20 protein-coding genes, 1 tRNA gene and 1 pseudogene are annotated in these 17,862 nt (G+C 69.5%); 18 read left to right on the forward strand and 4 right to left on the reverse strand.

Annotated features, from left to right (window positions below; translation table 11 throughout):
• Nucleotides 1-162: 162 nt before the first annotated feature.
• The 8 genes and pseudogenes from HJG44_RS10010 to HJG44_RS10045 all read left to right on the forward strand — a co-directional run bounded on the left by HJG44_RS10010 (nucleotide 163) and on the right by HJG44_RS10045 (nucleotide 4,386).
• Nucleotides 163-417: a FitA-like ribbon-helix-helix domain-containing protein gene (locus tag HJG44_RS10010; RefSeq protein ID WP_171218252.1), complete on the forward strand. Its 255-nt coding sequence runs from the start codon at nucleotides 163-165 to the stop codon at nucleotides 415-417.
• Nucleotides 414-836 (forward strand): type II toxin-antitoxin system VapC family toxin, encoded by a 423-nt coding sequence (locus HJG44_RS10015; RefSeq protein ID WP_171218253.1) that lies wholly within the window; start codon nucleotides 414-416, stop codon nucleotides 834-836. The genes HJG44_RS10010 and HJG44_RS10015 overlap by 4 nt, the downstream gene beginning before the upstream one ends.
• Nucleotides 837-851: 15 nt before the next feature.
• Nucleotides 852-1,007 (forward strand): hypothetical protein, encoded by a 156-nt coding sequence (locus HJG44_RS10020; protein WP_171218254.1) that lies wholly within the window; start codon nucleotides 852-854, stop codon nucleotides 1,005-1,007.
• A gap of 358 nt (nucleotides 1,008-1,365) precedes the next feature.
• A pseudogene (locus HJG44_RS24395) lies at nucleotides 1,366-1,581 on the forward strand (leucine zipper domain-containing protein); the annotation flags it as partial.
• Nucleotides 1,582-2,193: 612 nt separating this feature from the next.
• Nucleotides 2,194-2,658: a hypothetical protein gene (locus HJG44_RS10030; RefSeq protein WP_171218255.1), complete on the forward strand. Its 465-nt coding sequence runs from the start codon at nucleotides 2,194-2,196 to the stop codon at nucleotides 2,656-2,658.
• Between the two features lie 285 nt (nucleotides 2,659-2,943).
• Nucleotides 2,944-3,498 (forward strand): hypothetical protein, encoded by a 555-nt coding sequence (locus tag HJG44_RS10035; protein ID WP_210261052.1) that lies wholly within the window; start codon nucleotides 2,944-2,946, stop codon nucleotides 3,496-3,498.
• Nucleotides 3,499-3,809: 311 nt separating this feature from the next.
• Entirely contained in the window at nucleotides 3,810-3,983 is a 174-nt protein-coding gene (locus tag HJG44_RS10040) for a hypothetical protein (protein WP_171218257.1), read from the forward strand.
• Between the two features lie 115 nt (nucleotides 3,984-4,098).
• The gene (locus HJG44_RS10045; RefSeq protein WP_171218258.1) at nucleotides 4,099-4,386 is read left to right on the forward strand and encodes a hypothetical protein; all 288 of its coding nucleotides are present in this window, start codon (nucleotides 4,099-4,101) and stop codon (nucleotides 4,384-4,386) included.
• 403 nt (nucleotides 4,387-4,789) lie between these two features.
• Here HJG44_RS10045 and HJG44_RS10050 read toward each other — a convergent pair.
• A tRNA-Gln gene (locus HJG44_RS10050) sits at nucleotides 4,790-4,864 on the reverse strand.
• Between the two features lie 173 nt (nucleotides 4,865-5,037).
• Here HJG44_RS10050 and uxaC point away from each other — a divergent pair.
• The 9 genes from uxaC to HJG44_RS10095 all read left to right on the forward strand — a co-directional run bounded on the left by uxaC (nucleotide 5,038) and on the right by HJG44_RS10095 (nucleotide 14,664).
• Nucleotides 5,038-6,441, forward strand: a complete 1,404-nt coding sequence (gene uxaC / locus HJG44_RS10055; protein WP_171218259.1) for a glucuronate isomerase — start codon at nucleotides 5,038-5,040, stop codon at nucleotides 6,439-6,441.
• Nucleotides 6,442-6,492: 51 nt separating this feature from the next.
• Nucleotides 6,493-7,569: an ABC transporter ATP-binding protein gene (locus HJG44_RS10060; protein WP_171218260.1), complete on the forward strand. Its 1,077-nt coding sequence runs from the start codon at nucleotides 6,493-6,495 to the stop codon at nucleotides 7,567-7,569.
• Nucleotides 7,566-8,609, forward strand: coding sequence for a Gfo/Idh/MocA family protein (locus tag HJG44_RS10065; RefSeq protein ID WP_171218261.1), 1,044 nt, complete (start codon nucleotides 7,566-7,568; stop codon nucleotides 8,607-8,609). The genes HJG44_RS10060 and HJG44_RS10065 overlap by 4 nt, the downstream gene beginning before the upstream one ends.
• Before the next feature lie 35 nt (nucleotides 8,610-8,644).
• Nucleotides 8,645-11,044 (forward strand): transketolase, encoded by a 2,400-nt coding sequence (locus tag HJG44_RS10070; RefSeq protein WP_171218262.1) that lies wholly within the window; start codon nucleotides 8,645-8,647, stop codon nucleotides 11,042-11,044.
• Nucleotides 11,045-11,175: 131 nt separating this feature from the next.
• A complete protein-coding gene (locus HJG44_RS10075; RefSeq protein WP_171218935.1) occupies nucleotides 11,176-12,246 on the forward strand; it encodes an aromatic ring-hydroxylating dioxygenase subunit alpha in 1,071 nt (356 codons plus the stop codon).
• A 4-nt stretch (nucleotides 12,247-12,250) separates the two neighbouring features.
• Nucleotides 12,251-13,231, forward strand: coding sequence for a 2Fe-2S iron-sulfur cluster-binding protein (locus HJG44_RS10080; RefSeq protein WP_171218263.1), 981 nt, complete (start codon nucleotides 12,251-12,253; stop codon nucleotides 13,229-13,231).
• A gap of 11 nt (nucleotides 13,232-13,242) precedes the next feature.
• Nucleotides 13,243-14,004 (forward strand): GntR family transcriptional regulator, encoded by a 762-nt coding sequence (locus HJG44_RS10085; protein ID WP_171218264.1) that lies wholly within the window; start codon nucleotides 13,243-13,245, stop codon nucleotides 14,002-14,004.
• A gap of 110 nt (nucleotides 14,005-14,114) precedes the next feature.
• Nucleotides 14,115-14,378, forward strand: coding sequence for a hypothetical protein (locus HJG44_RS10090; RefSeq protein WP_171218265.1), 264 nt, complete (start codon nucleotides 14,115-14,117; stop codon nucleotides 14,376-14,378).
• 10 nt (nucleotides 14,379-14,388) lie between these two features.
• Nucleotides 14,389-14,664 (forward strand): hypothetical protein, encoded by a 276-nt coding sequence (locus HJG44_RS10095; RefSeq protein ID WP_171218266.1) that lies wholly within the window; start codon nucleotides 14,389-14,391, stop codon nucleotides 14,662-14,664.
• Between the two features lie 51 nt (nucleotides 14,665-14,715).
• Here the strand turns inward: HJG44_RS10095 and HJG44_RS10100 are convergent, their stop codons facing one another.
• Both HJG44_RS10100 and HJG44_RS10105 read right to left on the reverse strand, forming a co-directional pair.
• Nucleotides 14,716-14,982, reverse strand: coding sequence for a DUF6894 family protein (locus HJG44_RS10100; protein ID WP_171218267.1), 267 nt, complete (start codon nucleotides 14,980-14,982; stop codon nucleotides 14,716-14,718).
• Between the two features lie 80 nt (nucleotides 14,983-15,062).
• The gene (locus tag HJG44_RS10105) at nucleotides 15,063-15,326 is read right to left on the reverse strand and encodes a DUF6894 family protein (RefSeq protein WP_171218268.1); all 264 of its coding nucleotides are present in this window, start codon (nucleotides 15,324-15,326) and stop codon (nucleotides 15,063-15,065) included.
• Between the two features lie 290 nt (nucleotides 15,327-15,616).
• Here HJG44_RS10105 and HJG44_RS10110 point away from each other — a divergent pair, with 290 nt between their 5' ends.
• On the forward strand, nucleotides 15,617-16,351 hold the full coding sequence (locus tag HJG44_RS10110; protein ID WP_171218269.1) for a Crp/Fnr family transcriptional regulator: 735 nt from the start codon (nucleotides 15,617-15,619) through the stop codon (nucleotides 16,349-16,351).
• A 16-nt stretch (nucleotides 16,352-16,367) separates the two neighbouring features.
• On the opposite strand, the gene HJG44_RS10115 is transcribed toward HJG44_RS10110, so the two are convergent.
• Nucleotides 16,368-17,837: a protein adenylyltransferase SelO gene (locus tag HJG44_RS10115; RefSeq protein WP_171218270.1), complete on the reverse strand. Its 1,470-nt coding sequence runs from the start codon at nucleotides 17,835-17,837 to the stop codon at nucleotides 16,368-16,370.
• Nucleotides 17,838-17,862 lie beyond the last annotated feature (25 nt).

Genomic DNA, 17,862 nt, shown 5'->3' on the forward strand with positions numbered 1-17,862 from the left:
CGGAGGATTCGTCGGCGTGGCTGCGTGGATGCGACTGGCAGCAGGCATCGGTCAGCCCGCGAGATGGCGGGGTTGCCCTCCTGATGAGGGCGCGCCTTGCGACGTGATAGCATATTGTATATATTGATAGCATCGCCGTCAGAAATAGGATGACGCCATCAGATGCCCGCCGTCACCATTCGCAACCTGTCCGAAGAGGCCCACCGCGCCCTCAAGGTGCGCGCGGCCCATCATGGCCGCAGCGCCGAAGCCGAAATGCGCGACATTCTGGAAACGGCGGTTCGGCCCGCCAATCGCCTTCGCATCGGCTCAGCCTTGGCGGCGTTGAGCCGGAAGGCCGGGCTGACCAACGCCGATTTTGAGGCGCTGGAACAGGCCCGCGATCGGACGGCCGCCGTGCCCATGAGCTTTGAATGATCGTTCTTGATACGAATGTCGTCTCTGAGGCGATGAAGCCGGAGCCAGCTCCCGCCGTGCGTGACTGGCTCGACGAGCAGGCCGCCGAAACTCTCTATCTTGCCAGCGTGACCGTCGCGGAGCTGCTGTTCGGCATCGGCGCGCTGCCGGACGGGCGGCGCAAGCAGAAGCTCGCCACCACGCTCGATGAGCAGCTTGCCCTGTTCGACGGCAGAATCCTCCCCTTCGATACGGATGCCGCCCGCCATTATGCTGACATCGCGGTTGCGGCGCGCAACGCGGGCAAGGGCTTTCCGACGCCGGACGGCTATATCGCAGCCATCGCAACCGCTCATGGCTTCGCCGTCGCCACGCGTGACGCCAGCGCCTTCCACGCGGCGGGCGTCCCTGTGATCGACCCGTGGAAGGCGGGACACTGAGGACGCGTTCTGGCGATGGAAACCGCGATCATCTTGCTGCTGATCGGCTTCGGCGCCGGCTTTTATGTCCGGGGCCGGCGCGCCAAGACCGAAGCCGCCAATGCGAAACGCCACGCCGATGCACTCGATCAACAGATCGGCACGCCGGCGCGAGATCGTTGCGATGCATAACGCCGAATCCCGAAGGCGCACCAGACCAAGCTTGGCTTCGTGTTCAGGCAGTTCCGTGCTGGCTTCCTGAACATCTTGTACGAGTTCGGAACCGTGTTGTCACCGCTCGCACGGCAGGTGGGCGACTACTTCCTCCGGCAGGGTGTCAATCGGCGCCGAAGATTGACCCCTGATCGGCGTGCAATGTTGACCCCCTCGGCCGATGCCGGACGGGAGCGATCATCTCGGCTGAGCTGGTCGGGGTTGCTCGGCCAGGGTGATCGCGGCTCTAGCTGTCGTTGCTATGGAGGTTGTCCGTCCGAGGCTTGGGAGCGAGGCTGTGGTTGCGAATCCTGCAACCTCGGACCCGGAGCCTCGGATGGACGCGCATCAGAATGCCCGAACCACGCCCCGCAGTCGAATGCTGATCGCTGAGCGCCTGCACGGCGGCTGGACGGTGACCGCGGTCGCGACCGGGATGGGGATCGATCCCAAGACGGTCCGCAAGTGGCGGGACCGGTTCGCGGCGGAGGGCGAAGCGGGTCTCCTGGATCGCTCCTCCCGTCCGCACCGCTCGCCGACCCGGCTCGACGAAGAAGCCGAAGGCGACCGGCTCGTCGGGCGCTCCGGTCCAGAACATCAGCATCGCGCCGACCATCAACCTGACGGCCGCAGGCGGCACGCCGGAGCAGAACCGGGACCTTGCCAATCAGATGAACCGGCAGATCCAGGCCAGCATCCGGCAGCTCGTCGCCGTGGAGTTGAGGGCGCAGATGAGGCCGGGCGGTATGCTTATGAGATAGCCGGCAAGCTCGGCAGCTCGAACCCGGCAATGCCGCACAGGAGCTGGAGAATGGGCCATACGCGGTAAACCCACGACATCCAAGTGAGTGCCCGCACGACAAAACGGCCGGCGCGAGCCAGCCTGACCTTAAGCGATTGCATCTGGAGAGACCCCGAAACGCGAACGCCCGCCTAGGGCGGGCGTGTCTGCGTGAATGGGTTAGAGGATACCCACGCGAAAACGCCCACCTGGGGCGCGGCGGGCGTTTATGGTCCGACTCACAAGCTCCGGACGCTAGGGATTTACCGCGAAACGCCCGTCGGGCAACCCACGCGGCCTGCGCCGGCTCTGCGAAATCGTCGCACCCCTGCGCACGTCCTCTCCGTCCCGCTATAATGCCATTAGCAATCGAAAGCGGAGATCATGCGTCCCATCGGCAATGTCATGCTGCCCATCGAACGAGCCCGGCAGCTCAAGAACGTCGCGTCCGCGCGGCGGTCCCGGATCATCGACGTCGTCGAGCGGCTGATCGCCGACGCCATCGCAGCCGGTGAGATCCCCGACGAGACGCCCGGCTGGACCGTCCAGGTCCGCAAGGCCGGCGAGGTAACGTTCCTGACCGACGATGGCGCGGTTGGCTTCCCGCGACTCCACGCATCAGACGCTCGGCGCCTCGCGGACGATCTAGAGGCGGTGGCGACCGGCGAGAAGAAGGGCCGCTCGGCTGGCCCGTTGCTCGGCCGGCGCTTGCTGATGGCGCGCCGTGGCCAGGGCCTGATCCTCGCCATGCAGGATGACGCCGGGGCCGAGATCGGGCGGCGCACCATCACGCCGTCCATCGCCCGTGATCTCGCCCGGCAGCTCCGGAACGCGGCTGATGCCGCGTAGCCCGTCAAAAGGTGACAGATCGGGAAAGGCAAGCACCGGCCATCGCGGTTCCGGGATGCCGCTTTTCAGAGGGAAATCGTCCGCGGGAGCACCACGCCGGCCGGCGCGACTTCAGTATGTATATGTGCAGCCCCTTCACCCTCTGCCCATCTCCTCCCCTCTGTCCCTACAACACCATCCCCTTCCCCTCTCCACACAAAGCGTCCTCTCCGTCGCTGGTATGAGCGCGACGTTGCCCCTCCCGCGAAGAAGCATCGGGTGCCGCCGACGTGGCGCGAGACCACGATGCACCTTCGGGCCGAGTTCGCCTTCCTCGCCCTTCAGGAGCTTGGACCCGTCATCGGGTTCAGCCTCAACCTGTCACCGGAGATCGAGGCGCTGGCGCGGTCACAGGCAAGTCCTCTCGATTGGCTGCACCGGAGAGTGCGGCGGGAGCTGAAGGCCGCTCTCGGCCCCTCTGTGCCGTTCCTGATGGCGATCGAGGAAACCGACGATCATCGTCGCCGGCTCCACCTCCATGGCGTGCTTCAGCTCGATCTCACAACGACCCGGCCGGAGATCATCACGGGAGCCTTCCGGCGAGCTGGCGGGGAATGGCCCAAGGCGCGGCAGCATCAGGTGAAGCTCACACCGTCACCCGATGCCGGCTGGATCAGCTATGCCCTGAAGGACGCATGGAAGACGACGCCCTTCATGCGCCGGATGCTCGCGACATCAACCCTCCGGGTGAGGTTTCGAGGTGACGTGCTGTCGGCCACTGCCGACGTTTGGAGGGCGGCAAGACTCAGCTACTCTGTCGGCCGGAAGTTGATCGTCAGAGGAGGAGCGCAGCCATGGTAGTTGTGGGAGATTGGACAAAGAAGAGCGAGGTCGTGTGCCCGGACTGCGGCCATTTGTTTGGTCGCCGGGGTATAACCGGCAGCGTGCAAATTGTCCTGAGTCCCGGGAACCCGGCTCGCTGCATCGTGAGGCCGCGCCCGATGAGCACCGAAGAGCAGGTTGCTCGCCCGACGTGTCCACGCGTCCGCGAAGCGATCGACGGGGCGAACGCCTAGATAAGTCAGTTCTGAAGGAATTTACTCCGGCACGCAAATCGGCTCCAAGCTCTTCGCCGGCAAAATCACCAACGACCTCGCCGGCTCGGGGCAACCATGCATATCATCGAGACCAATACCTACCGCCGGCTCGTCGAGGCGCTTTCCCAGCCACGACCGGACCCGTTGGGCGACGTCACCGACCACATCAAGCTCTGCCTGGGCGAGATCGGTGACGTGTGGCCGGCCACGATCTCCGACGACGTCGCGGGCGACGAAGCAGCGACCTAGGCGCCCTCGACTTTCGTCTTACGACTCCGCGCCTCAGGGATCGCCCACAATCCTATTGAAAGCCATAGATCGGTGGTCTTCATGGGCGGTCCCTCAACCTCACAGGGACATGGGAATGGCGAAGTTCATCACAGAAGGACAGGGCACGATCGTCGGCTTGGGCGAGACGGACGGGTCGCCCCATGATGTCGACGCTTGGGTGTGCAGAGTCACGCAGGGCGTTCTAAACGCGGGTGCTCGCGTCTATGTTGTTCGGGACGGCTCGATCATCCACGAAGGCAAGATACGTGAGCTTTGGCGCAACCGGCAGCGGATGGCGACCATCAGCGAGGGCAACGAAGGAGCGGTCTGGATCGAAGATGCCAAGCTGCAGCTCGACGACGTGATTAAGATCGCAGCCTGATGTTGAGGGCGCCCGGCTCCGGCCCGGCGCCCTTCTCTTTCAGCGCGTCCGCACCCGCCCCATGCCGAAGGCTTGCTCATAGGTCAGGTCGCCGAACACGAACTGCCCGCGCTGCCCGTTGTTGAGGCCGACGATGGCCGATCCTGTCATGAAGCCGGGCGGCTGCCCGGCCCGCCGCGGCGGGCCGCTCGTCGAATTTGGAGCCCGGTTCCGCGACCTCACCGGCCCGGTCCCGCCCATGCCTGATTTGCCTGCCGGGATGCTCCGGCCTTGCGTGATACAAGGCGGGCGCTCGTGAGTCGGCGAACCCCGGCCGTAGCAGCCGATCGACTGTTACGAACAGCTACCGATTTGGCTGGGCGTGGTCTCAAAAAAGCTTTTAAAACAACAACTTAAGACGTTGTGGCTGGGGCGCCAGGATTCGAACCTGGGAATGGCGGTACCAAAAACCGCTGCCTTACCACTTGGCGACGCCCCAATCGGGCGGAGTGATAGGGAAGGCCGAGGCGGCTGGCAACTCGCCCGGCCGGGCGACCGCGCCGCATTTGGGGGCGCCTGCCATCCGGCGCCGGCCAGGGAGCCGAGGCGCGGCGATCTGGTGTAAGCTCGCGTCCGACGCGGCCATGATGCCGCGGCGGAGGGACGGCCGACATGGCGCTGCATCCGGACAGGCTGTTTCCGGTCGAACCCGGGCCGCGCGGCATTGCCCGGAGGCTCTACGCCGAGATCGCGAGGCTGCCGATCGTCTCGCCGCACGGCCATACCGACCCGCGGTGGTATGCCGAGGACGAGGCCTTTCCCGACCCGGCCACCCTGTTCGTGAAGCCCGACCACTACATCTTCCGGATGCTCTACTCGCAGGGCGTAACGCTGGAGGAGCTCGGCATCCAGCGCCGGGACGGCGCCCCGGTCGAAGCCGATCCGCGCAGGATCTGGCGCCTCTTCGCCAAGCACTGGTTCCTGTTCCGCGGCACGCCCACCAGGCTGTGGCTCGAACATTCGCTCGCCGATCTCTTCGGCATCGCGGAGCGCCTCGGGCCGGAGAACGCGGATGCGGTCTTCGACCGGATCTCCGAGCAGCTCGCCCGGCCCGAGTTCCGGCCCCGCGCCCTCTACGAGCGCTTCGGCATCGAGGCGATCGCCACGACCGATTCCGCCCTCGACGATCTGCGCTGGCACGACCGGATCCGCGCGTCGGGCTGGAAGGGCAGGGTCCTTCCCACCTACCGGCCGGACGCCGTGGTCGATCCCGATTTCGCCGGGTTTCCCGAGAACGTCTCGGCCTTCGTGCGCGGCGCCGGGCTCGACGCCGTGACCTGGCCGAACTACCTGGAGGCGCATCGCGTGAAGCGCGCCTTCTTCAGGCGGCGCGGCGCGACCGCGAGCGATCACGGCCATCCCTCCGCCCGCACGGCGGATCTCGACCAGGCCGCCGCCGCCCGGCTCTTCGACACGGTGAGGGACGGCGGCGGCTCGGCGGAGGAGCGCGAGCTCTTCCGGGCGCAGATGCTGACCGAGATGGCCAGGATGAGCCGGGAGGACGGCCTCGTCATGCAGATCCATCCGGGCGCGGTGCGCAACCACAACCCGGCCCTCTTCGCGGCCTTCGGGCGCGACATGGGCGCGGACATCCCGAGCGCGACCGATTACGTCCGTGCGCTGAAGCCCATGCTCGACCTCGTGGGCAACGACCCGAGACTCACGATCGTGCTGTTCACGCTGGACGAGACCGCCTATTCGCGCGAGCTCGCGCCGCTTGCCGGCCACTACCCGGCGCTGCGGCTCGGCCCGCCCTGGTGGTTCTTCGACAGCCCCGACGGCATGATGCGCTTCCGGGAGCTGGCGACCGAGACGGCCGGGTTCTACAACACGGTCGGCTTCAACGACGACACGCGGGCCTATCTGTCGATCCCGGCCCGCCACGACGTCGCGCGCCGGATCGACTGCGCGTACCTGGCACGGCTCGTCGCCGAGCACCGGCTGGACGAGGACGAGGCGCTCGAGCTCGCGCAGGACCTCGCCTACGGCCTTCCCAAGCGCGCCTACAGGCTATGACCGGAGCGCCGGTGCGGCCGGAGGCCGGGACGTGATAGAGCCGGCCTCCCCATGACCCTCCATGCGAAACCCGATCTCGGCGCCCTCGAACTGCGCGGCGTGAAACGCTTCTTCGGCAACCATGCGGCCCTCGCCGGGATCGACCTCACCGTCGCGGCCGGCGAGTTCGTCGCGCTGCTGGGCCCGTCCGGCTGCGGCAAATCGACCGCGCTGAACTGCATCGCCGGCCTCCTGCCGCTGAGCGCCGGCTCCATCCATCTCGGCGGGCACCGGATCGACGGCCTCGAGCCGGAGGAGCGCGGCTTCGGCATGGTGTTCCAGAGCTACGCGCTCTTCCCCCATCTCAACGTGCGCAGGAACGTGGCCTTCGGGCTCGCCATGCGGCGGCTCGGCCGCCGCGAGATCGACGCGCGCGTCGACGAGGCGCTGGGGCTCGTGCGGCTGCGCGACCATGCGGAGAAGCTGCCGGGCCAGCTCTCGGGCGGCCAGCAGCAGCGCGTCGCGATCGCGCGGGCGGTCGTGATCGAGCCGGCGGTCGTCCTCATGGACGAGCCGCTCTCCAATCTGGATGCCGCCCTGCGGCTGGAGATGCGGGCCGAGATCCGGCGCATCCACGAGGCGATCGGCTGCACCACCGTGTATGTCACGCACGACCAGGACGAGGCGCTCTCCATGGCCGACCGGGTGGTCGTGATGCGGGACGGGCTGATCCGCCAGGTCGGCACGCCCGAGGAACTCTACGAACGGCCGGCTCACCTCGACGTGGCGGATTTCATGGGCTTCCGGAACCGGCTGCGCGGCAGGGTCGTCCGCGTCTTCGACGGGCGGGCCGAGGTGGAGGTCGCCGGGGCGCGCCTGTCGGGAGCCCTGCGGCAGGACGTGAGCCCCGGAGGGGCGGCCTTCGTGGCCATCAGGCCCGAGGACCTCCAGATCGACATCCGCGGAGCCGCGCTCGCCGCCCGGGTCAAGGCGACGGAGTATCGCGGCCGCGCCTTCTTCGGGAGCGCCGTGGCCGCCGACGGGACGGAGCTCTTCTTCCGGTCCGACCGGCCGTTGCCGTCGGGGGAGGAGATCCAGCTCGCGGCGGAGCCGTCGCGAACCCTGATCTTCGGCGGGACGGCCCCATGAGGGTCGGCGTCGCCCTGGTCGGGCTCGGGGCGGCCGCCCAACCGCATGCCCGCAGCCTCCTCGACCTGGAGGACAGGGCCGAGGTGCGCTGGGCCGCGACCCCGAGCCCCGAGCGCGCAGCCGCCTTCGCCCGGAGCTTTCCCTTCCCCGTGACGACCGACGTGGAGGCGGCGATCGGGGATCCCGCCGTCGAGGCCGTGATCCTGCTGACCCCGCCGGGCACCCATCTCGACCTGGCGGAACGCTGCTTTTCGGCCGGCAAGCATGTTCTCCTCGAGAAGCCGGTCGAGCTCACGGTCGCGCGCGGCGAACGGCTCGTCGCGGCCGGGCGCCGGGCAGGCCGGCGGCTCGGCGTCGTGTTGCAGCACAGGTTCCGGCCCGGCAGCCTGCGGCTGCGCGAGATCATCGGCGCGGGCGGCCTCGGCCCGATCGAGGCGGCCTGGACGCTCGTGCCCTGGTGGCGGCCGCAGAGCTACTACGACGAGCCCGGGCGCGGCACGATGGCCCGGGACGGGGGCGGCGTATTGCTGACCCAGGCGATCCACACGCTCGACCTCTTCCGTTCGCTCGTCGGCGTCTCCGAGGTGGTCGCCGCGGCGGCGCGCACGACGGGCCTGCACCGGATGGAAACGGAGGATTTCGCGACCGCGCTCGTCCGCCTGGGCGACGGTGCGCCCGGCACGGTCACGGCGACCACCGCCTTCGTGCCGGGCGCGCCCGAGCGGATCGAGATCATCGGCCGGAAAGCATCGGCAAGCCTCGTCGGCGGCGCCTTGCGGGTGCAGTATCTGGACGGCACGGCGGAGGCGCTCGAGGCCGAGGGCGCGACCGGAAGCGGCGCCAATATCATGGATTTCCCGATCGACGCCCATCGGGCGCTGATCGCCGAGTTCCTCGACGCCTGCCGCGAGGATCGCGACCCGGCGATCGCGGGCGAGGATGCGCTCGCCAGCCAGCGCCTGATCGAGGAGATCCTGCGAGCGGCGGGCTTCCCGCCCGGCTCGAGCGAGCGGGTGGCGGAGGGCTCCCGATCGGCCTAGATTCCGCCGCTCCGGTCTCGCCGAGGAGTGCCAGCATGGACCCCCGCCTCCCGATCCTCACGGACCTCGAGCGCAAGATCCTGTGGCTCTCCTCCTGGACGATCCACCACGCGAACCACATCCGTCCCAATCCGGACGGGCTGAAGGTGGGCGGTCACCAGGCCTCCTCGGCCTCTCTCGCCACCATCATGACCGCCCTCTACATGGCCGTGCTGCGGCCGGAGGACAGGGTGGCCGTGAAGCCGCATGCGAGCCCGGTCTTCCACGCCATCCAGTACCTGCTCGGCAACCAGACCCGGGAGAAGCTGGAGAACTTCCGCGGCTTCGGCGGCGCGCAATCCTACCCCTCCCGCACCAAGGATGCGGACGATGTCGACTTCTCGACCGGCTCCGTCGGGCTGGGCGTGGCGCAGACGCTCTTCTCCTCGCTCGTCCAGGACTATGTCCGCGCCCATGGCTGGGGCCTCGAGCGCCCCGAGGGCCGCATGGTCGCGCTCCTCGGCGATGCCGAGATGGACGAGGGCAACATCTTCGAGGCGCTGCTGGAGGGCTGGAAGAACGGCCTGCGCAACACCTGGTGGGTGATCGACTACAACCGGCAGAGCCTCGACGCGGTCATCCGCGAGGGTCTGTACAGCCGCTTCGAGGCCCTGTTCACCGCCTTCGGCTGGGACGTGATCGTCCTGAAATACGGGTCCCTGCTGGAAGCCGCGTTCCGCGAGCCGGGCGGCGAGCGCCTGCGGCACTGGATCGACACCGCGCCGAACCAGCTCTACTCGGCGCTGACCTTCCAGGGCGGCGCGGCCTGGCGGCGGCGTCTCCTGGTCGATCTCGCCGACAGCTCCGACGCGCTCCGCATCGTCGAGAGCCGGTCGGACGAGGAGCTGGGCCGGCTCATGACGAACCTCGCCGGCCACGACCTGCCGACGCTGCTCAGGACCTTCGAGAGCATCGACCACGACCGGCCGACGGTCTTCATCGCCTATACGATCAAGGGGTTCGGGCTGCCGCTCGCCGGGCACAAGGACAACCATGCCGGGCTCCTCACGCCGAAGCAGCTCGCCGGCTACCAGGCGCAGATCGGCGTCCGGCCGGGGCATGAATGGGACAAGTTCGAGGCCCTGTCGCACGAACCGGACGAGTTGCAGGCCTTTCTCGACCGCGTGCCCTTCAACCGCAGGGGGACGCGGCGCTACGAGGCCGCCCGGCTGCCGGTGCCGGCCCGCCTCGAGGCGCCGGCGCAGCCCGCCATGTCGACCCAGCAGGGTTTCGGGCTGATCCTGAACGAGCTCGCGCGCTCGAGCGAGCCGCTTGCGGACCGGATCGTCACCACCGCCCCGGACGTCACCGTCTCGACCAATCTCGGGCCATGGGTGAACCGCCGCGGCCTCTTCGCCCGCTCGGAGATGAAGGATCTGTTCCGGTCGGAACGGATCCCCTCGACCTTCGCCTGGGATTTCGGCCCCAAGGGGCAGCATCTGGAACTCGGCATCGCCGAGATGAACCTCTTCATCCTCCTGTCGGCGCTCGGGCTCGCCCATGCGCATTTCGGCGAGCGCCTCATCCCGATCGGCACGCTCTACGACCCCTTCATCAACCGCGGCCTCGATGCGCTGAACTATGCCTGCTACCAGGACGCGCGCTTCATCCTGGCCGCGACCCCGTCCGGCGTGACGCTCGCGCCGGAGGGCGGCGCGCACCAATCGGTCAACACGCCCCTGATCGGCCTGGCGCAGGACGGGCTCGCCTCGTTCGAGCCGGCCTTCGTCGACGAGCTGGCGGCCATCATGCGCTTCGCCTTCGACTACGTGCAGCGGGCGGGCGAGGCGGCGCCGACCGCCGGCGGACGGGACCGCTCCTGGCTGCCGGACGACAAAGGCGGCGCGGTCTATCTCCGCCTCTCGACCCGGACGGTCGACCAGCCTCGGCGCGCGCTGTCGGACGAGCTCGCGCAGGACATCGTGGACGGCGCCTACTGGATGCGCCGGCCGGGCCCGAACGCGCAGGTCGTGGTGGCCTATGCGGGGGCCGTCGCGCCGGAGGCGATCGAGGCGGTCGGCCTGATGGCCGAGGATCGCCGCGACATCGGCCTGCTCGCGGTCACCTCCGCCGACCGCCTCCATGCCGGCTGGACGGCGGCGCAGCGTGCGCGCGAGGAGGGGTTCGTGGGCGCGCGCGCCCATGTCGAGCGGCTGCTGGAGGCCGTGCCGTCGAATTGCGGCCTGGTCACCGTGCTCGACGGCCATCCGGCGACGCTGGCCTGGCTCGGCTCGGTCCACGGCCACAGGACGCGCGCGCTCGGCGTCGAGCATTTCGGCCAGACCGGGACGATCCAGGACCTCTACCGCCACTTCGGCATCGACGCCCAGGGCATCGTCAAGGCGGCTCAGGGTCTCGTTCCCGGCCGCCCGATCCGGCATCTGCGGGCGGTCTGACCCGCAAGCTCGGCTGTATACAGCAGAAGCTTCGATCCGGCTCCGCAGGGCCTTGTGCGTGCCGCCTTGCCGTCTCCCTCGGCCCGGCTGTATACATGCTGGAAAGCACGGGAGGAGACATGATGGCCGGGATGCGCCCCTTTCCGCTCGACGCCTGGTATGCGGCCGCCTGGACGCATGAGATAGGGCGCGACCTGTCAGCCCGCACGATCTGCGACAAGGACGTGGTGCTCTTCCGCAAGCTCGACGGCGAGGTGGCGGCGCTGGAGGATGCGTGCTGGCACCGCCTCCTGCCGCTCTCGCTCGGGCGGCTCGAAGGCGACCAGGTCGTCTGCGGCTATCACGGGCTGGTCTTCAACGCCGCCGGCCGCTGCACCTACATGCCGGCGCAGAAGACCATCAATCCGTCCGCCTGCGTGCGAAGCTATCCGGTGGTCGAGAAGCACCGGCTGGTCTGGATCTGGCCGGGCGATCCGGCCCTCGCCGATCCGGCCAAGGTCCCCGACTTCCACTGGAACGACGGCACGGAATGGGTCGGGGAGGGCGGCACCTTCTACAGTCTCCAGTGCGACTACAGGCTGGTCATCGACAACCTGATGGACCTCACGCACGAGACCTACGTGCATGCGGGCTCGATCGGGGACGAGGCGATCACGAGCGCGCCCTTCGAGGTGACGCATACGGCGAGGACCGCCACCGTCACGCGCTGGATGATCGATATCGAGCCGCCCCCCTTCTGGGCGAAGCAGCTCGGCCGGCCCGGGCACCATGTCGACCGCTGGCAGATCATCTATTTCCAGGCGCCCTCCACGATCGTCGGGGATGTCGGCGTGGCGGTCACCGGCACCGGCGCCCCGCAGGGCGACCGCTCCCAGGGCGTGAACGGCGCCTTCCTGGCCGCCATCACGCCGGAACGGGAGACGAGCTGCCACTATTTCTGGAACTTCGTCCGCACCTTCCGCCGCGACGACGAGCAGCTCACCCGGGACATCCAGCGGGCGCATGTGAACGAGGGTAAGGGCGTCTACGACCAGGACCACGCCGTGCTCGAGGCGCAGCAGAAGGCGATCGCCCGGCATCCGCGCATGCCGTTCTACAATCTCAACATCGACGCGGGCGCGCTCTGGGCGCGGCGCCTCATCGACGACATGCTCGTGGCCGAGCAAGGTCCCGCGGCGCGGCACATGGAAGCCGCGGAATAGGCCCGTGGCCGGGGAGCGCGAGTGGCGCCAGGCGGAGCTCCGCGCCACGCGCGATCTCACGCCGGACATCCGGCTGTTCGAGATCGCGCCCGCCGGCGAGTTCGTCCCGCCCGCGCCGGGCAGCCATATCAACGTCGCGGTGCAGATCGGCGAGCGGCCGGATGTCCGCTCCTACTCGATCGTCGGGCCCTGCGCGGACGGGCTCTACCGCATCGCCGTGAAGCTGCTGCCGCTCTCGCGCGGGGGCTCGGCCCATATGTGGCGGCTGAAGCCGGGCGCACGGCTCTCGGTCACGACGCCCGGCAACCACTTCCCGCTCGCGCTGCACCGGCCGGACTATCTCCTGGTCGCGGGCGGGATCGGCATCACGCCGATCTACACGATGGCGCTCGCGCTCGCCCGCGAAGGCGCCCGGATGCGCCTGCTCTACGGCTGCCGCACGCCGCGGGACGCGGCCTTCGCCGAAGAGCTCCGGGCGGTCCTCGGCGACCGGTTGTCTCTCGCGTTCAGCCAGGACGGGGGGCGGCTCGACCTCGCCTCGGCGATCGCGTCGCTCGCCCCCGGAGGCGAGCTCTATGTCTGCGGCCCGATCGGGCTCCTCGAAGAGGCGAAGCGGACCTGGCGCGACAGCGGCCGACCCGTCGACGGGCTCCGCTTCGAGACCTTCGGGAATAGCGGCCGCTTCGCCTCGGAGACCTTCACGGTCCGGATCCCGCGGCTCGGCCTCGAGATCGCGGTCCCGCCCAACCGCACCATGCTCGACGCCCTCGAAGAGGCGGGGGTGGCGATGATCTCCGATTGCCGGCGCGGCGAATGCGGGCTCTGCGCGCTGCGCATCCTGGACACGGACGGCATCGTGGACCACCGGGACGTGTTCTTCAGCGAGGAGGAGAAGGCCGAAAACGCCAAGCTCTGCACTTGCGTATCGCGCGTGGCGGGAGGCTCGATCACGGTCGACACCCCGGACCGGCCGGCGCCCTGGTGAAGGGGGATTCCATGAAGCGGGCAGCCGTGGCGGGCGCCGAGCGCGCGCATTCGCAGACGCTGAAGGCGCAGATCATGCTACGCGAGCTGGTCGTCGGCGGCGAGATCCGGCCCGGCGAGCGCGTCTCCGAGCTGCAGATGGTCGAGCGCTTCGGCGTTTCGCGCACGCCCGTCCGCATGGCTCTGGTCCGCCTCGCCGAGGAGGGGCTCCTGGAGGCGATCCCGTCCGGCGGCTTCGCCGTGAAGACCTTCACCCGGCGCGAGGTCTTCGACGCGATCGAGATCCGCGGCACCCTGGAGGGGCTGGCGGCGCGGCTCGCGGCCGAGCGCGGCGCCTCCCGCCGCGCCCTCGCCCGGGCCGAGGCATGCCTCGACGGGATCGACGCGGTCGTGGCCGACGCCGCGGCCGAGCTCGACGTGCCGCGCTATGTCGAGCTGAACGCGCAGTTCCACGCCGCAATCCTGGAGCTCGCCGATGCGCCGGCCCTGACGCGCCAGCTCGAGCGGGCGAGCGCGCTGCCCTTCGCCTCGCCGAGCGCTCTCGTCACCGTGCAGTCGAGCTCGCCCAAATGGCGCTACATCCTGACCATCGCGCAGGACCAGCACCGCTGTGTGCTCTCCGCCATCGCGCGGCGGGAGGGGAGCCGCGCCGAGGCCGTCATGCGCGAGCACGCACGCATCGCGCAGCGCAATCTGGAGCACGCCTTCGCGAACGAGACGATCCTGAAGCTCGTCCCGGGCGCCACGCTCATCCGCCGCGCCGCGGCCGCCTGAGCGACGAGGGGCGGCGTTACGGCGGTCCCGGACTGAACCAGCCGGGAGGGGTGGCGTTAGACCCCGCAGAGAGGCGCTGATCGGGCAGCGCCGAAGCGGGAGAAGTGCCCATGGTGGCGCGCAACCACAACAACCGAAGCGAGAAGCAGAAAGGTCACGAGCCGGTCCATGCCGGCGCCCACCCGGCGACCTCGCAGGAGGGTCATCAGGGCGGGGAGACGATGCGCGACCGCAGCGGAACGGACGAGCGGCATGACGGCAAGAGCCGCAACAACGGCGGCGGGGACGGAGCGGGCGGCGCCCCGAAGAAGCAGGGCCAGGGCCAGGCCAACAAGGGCGTCGACAACCGGCACCAGAACCGCGGCCACGGATGAGGAGGAAGCGATGACGAGCATTCTGGAACGCGCCAAGGCGATGCTCGGCCGGGGCAAGGCGGACGAGCAGGCCGGCGGCAAGTCCGAGCTGCAGCAGAACGCCGAGAAGGCCCTGCGGATGAAGCAGGAGGCGGGCCCGCAGACCAACATCCCCGAGCACCGGACCCCGCATGAGGGCGGCGTCGGGGGTCCGCAGGTGAGCTACACCGACACGGCGCTCGGCAAGGAGCCGACCTACACGCCGAACCTGAAGCGCAGCCACAATCCGCGCAGCGGCGACGCATAAAGCCCGGGCCGGACCGCGGCGGCGGGCGGATATCGGCCCGCCGCCGCGGGCTCAGCTCCCGCCGAGCGCCGCAGGGTCGGGCGCGCCGATCAGCTCCGTCGTGACCGACAGGCGCGCGCGGAACAGGGGCGCCCCGCCTTCGGACCGGACCGTGGCGACGATCTCCCGTGCGCCGCGGCTGCGGGCCTCGGTGCCTGCGATCGTCGGCAGGACGGCGAGGACCTCGTCGCAGGCCGCCTGCAGGTCGGCGAGCTCCGTCCCCTCCTCGTCGAGGGTGTGACGGCAGCCGTCGCGGATGTCGAAGAAGAAGCGGGGCACGGCACAGTTCCAAAGCTTGGCCGGAGCCTGGCGCCCCTGCTCTACGCCATCGGCGGGCGATGTTGAAGCCTGCCGATGGCTCAACAGATCCGCTCCTTCCGGCCGCACGGTTCGCGGATCCATTCTCCCTCGATCGAGAGGCGCGCCCGGAAGATCGGGAGCCCGCTTTCGTCACGTACGGTCGCGACGATCTCGCGGCTGTCCGTCCGGGGCGCGTCCCGGGCGATGCTCGGCAGAACCGAAATGGCCTCGGCCCGCGCCGCCTCCGCATCGGGGAAGTCCGTTCCGACATGGTCGGTGGTGCGGTCGCCGCCGTCGTCGATGTCGAAGAAGTAGCGAGGCAAGGAACCCGGCTCCGGCAACCCGGCTGGGCCGCCATGCGGGTTCAACGCGCGGGGGCGGGGCTCGGACCAGCGATTTTCCCGTCGGTCGGCTCGCGGACATAACATAGGTTATTTCGGGGTAAGGGCATGGGTTCGTTATGGGACGCGCGCCGGCCTCAGGATAAGATAATGGCGGGGCGCCGGGCGAACGGGACACCGGCGGCAGGGGAGGCCCCGGTCCTCTCCGGAACTGCATCGGACTCATCGCCGGACATCCGGCGCGAGGGCAATCTCTTGGCAGGGCATCCGTCATGAGCGGCGATGCGGGACCGCTCGTCCGCAAGCTGGAGAGCATCGTCGAGCTCGCGCCGGAAGAGCGCGAGGGCCTGCGCACGCTCCCGCTCACGATCCGCGATCTGCGGCCGCAGCAGGACATCGTCCACGAGGGCGACCGGCCGACCCAGTCCTGCCTGGTGCTCGAGGGGTTCGCGCTCCGCTACAAGCTCGTGGGAGGCCACCGGCGCCAGATCCTGGCCTTCCACATTCCCGGCGAGATCCCGGACCTGCAGAGCCTTCATCTCAAGACCATGGACCACAGCCTGGCGACGCTCACGGCCGCGCGCATCGGCTTCATCCAGCACCGGGCGCTGCACGACCTCATGGCGCGCCATCCGCGCCTGACCGGCGTGTTCTGGCGCGAGACGCTGATCGACGCGGCGATCTTCCGCGAATGGATGGTCGGGCTCGGGCGGCGCAGGGCGCCGGCCCGCATCGCGCATTTCTTCTGCGAGATGTTCGTCCGGCTCGACGCGATCGGCCTGGCGAAGGATCGGGTGATCCGCCTGCCCGTCACCCAGGAGGAGCTCGGCGATGCGCTCGGCCTCTCGGCCGTGCATACGAACAGGTCGCTTCAGGAACTGAGGTCGCAGAACCTCTTCACCTTCGAGGGCGGCAGGCTGGTGATCAACGACTGGGAAGGCCTGAAGCGGGCCGCGGATTTCGATCCGCTCTATCTCCATCAGGGATCCGGCGGGGACGCTCCCTGACCGGCCGGGGCCGGGCTCAGGTGCCGCAGAAGGTCCGCGTCACCCGCTGATGCGGCTCCGGCGGGTCCATGTAGGAGGCGTAGTCCGGCTGGTCGTCATAGGGCCTCGCCAGGACCGCCACGAGCTCCTCGAACGGCGCGAAATCGCCCCGCAGGCCCGCCTGGATCGCCGCCTCGACCCGGTGGTTGCGCGGGATGAAGGCGGGGTTGACGGCCCGCATCGCCGCCCGGCGGGTCTCGGCGTCCTGCGGCTCCTGCGCCAGGCGCGCGCGCCAGCCCTCCGCCCAGGCGTCGAAGCTCGTCGGGTCGATGAAGCGGCTGCGGACGGGCTCGGCATCCCCGGCCGGCCCCGCCGCCTCGGCGAGATGCCGGAAGGTCAGGGTGAAATCGGCGCTGTTCTCCGCCATCCGCCTGAGGAGGTCGCCCGCGAGCTCGAGGTCGCCCTCCTGTTCGGTGAAGAGCCCGAGCTTGCGCCGGAGCCCCGCATGGTAGTGCCGCTCGAAGCTCGGCGCGAAGGCCTTGAGCGCGTCCTCGGCATCCGCGACGGCGCGATCCGGATCGGGGTCGAGGAGCGGCAGCAGTGTCTCGGCGAGGCGCGTCAGGTTCCAGAGCGCGATCCGGGGCTGGTTGCCATAGGCGTAGCGGCCGTGCTGGTCGATGGAGCTGAACACCGTCGCCGGGTCGTATTCGTCCATGAAGGCGCAGGGGCCGTAATCGATGGTCTCGCCCGCGACCTGCATGTTGTCGGTGTTCATCACCCCGTGGATGAAGCCGACCAGGAGCCAGCGCGGGACGAGGGCCGCCTGCCGGGCGATGATGCCGTCGAGCAGGGCGCGGTAGGGCCGCTCCGCTGCGGCCGCATCGGGATAGTGCCGGGCGATCACGTGATCGGCGAGGAGGCGCACGCCCTCGACATCGCCCCGGGCGGCGAAGAACTGGAAGGTGCCGACCCGGATGTGGCTCGACGCGACGCGGGTGAGGACGGCGCCGGGCATCACCTCCTCCCGCACCACCGGGTCCCCGGTCAGGACGGCCGCGAGGGCGCGGGTGGTCGGGATGCCGAGCGCGGCCATGGCTTCGCTGACCACGTATTCCCGCAGCACCGGCCCGAGCGCCGCCTTGCCGTCGCCGCCGCGCGAGAAGGGCGTGCGGCCGGAGCCCTTGAGCTGCAGGTCGCGGCGCCGGCCGTCGCGGCCGACGACCTCGCCGAGCAGGATCGCCCGACCGTCGCCGAGCTGCGGCACGAAGCTCCCGAACTGGTGGCCCGCATAGGCGGTGGCGATGGAGGCCGCGCCTTCCGGTACGCGGCGGCCGGCCAGAACCTCCACGCCGTCCGGGCCGGAAAGCCAATCGGCGTCGAGCCCGAGTTCGTCCGCGAGCGGGCGGTTCAGCTTGACGAGGCGCGGCGCGCTCGCCTCGGCCGGCCGCACGCGGGCGAAGAAGCGGTCCGGGAGGGAGGCGTAGCTGTTGTCGAAGGCGATCTGCATGGTCTGCTCTCTTCGAGAGACATAA

It is taken from the genome of Enterovirga aerilata (assembly GCF_013044135.1).
Lineage (GTDB): Bacteria > Pseudomonadota > Alphaproteobacteria > Rhizobiales > Beijerinckiaceae > Enterovirga > Enterovirga aerilata.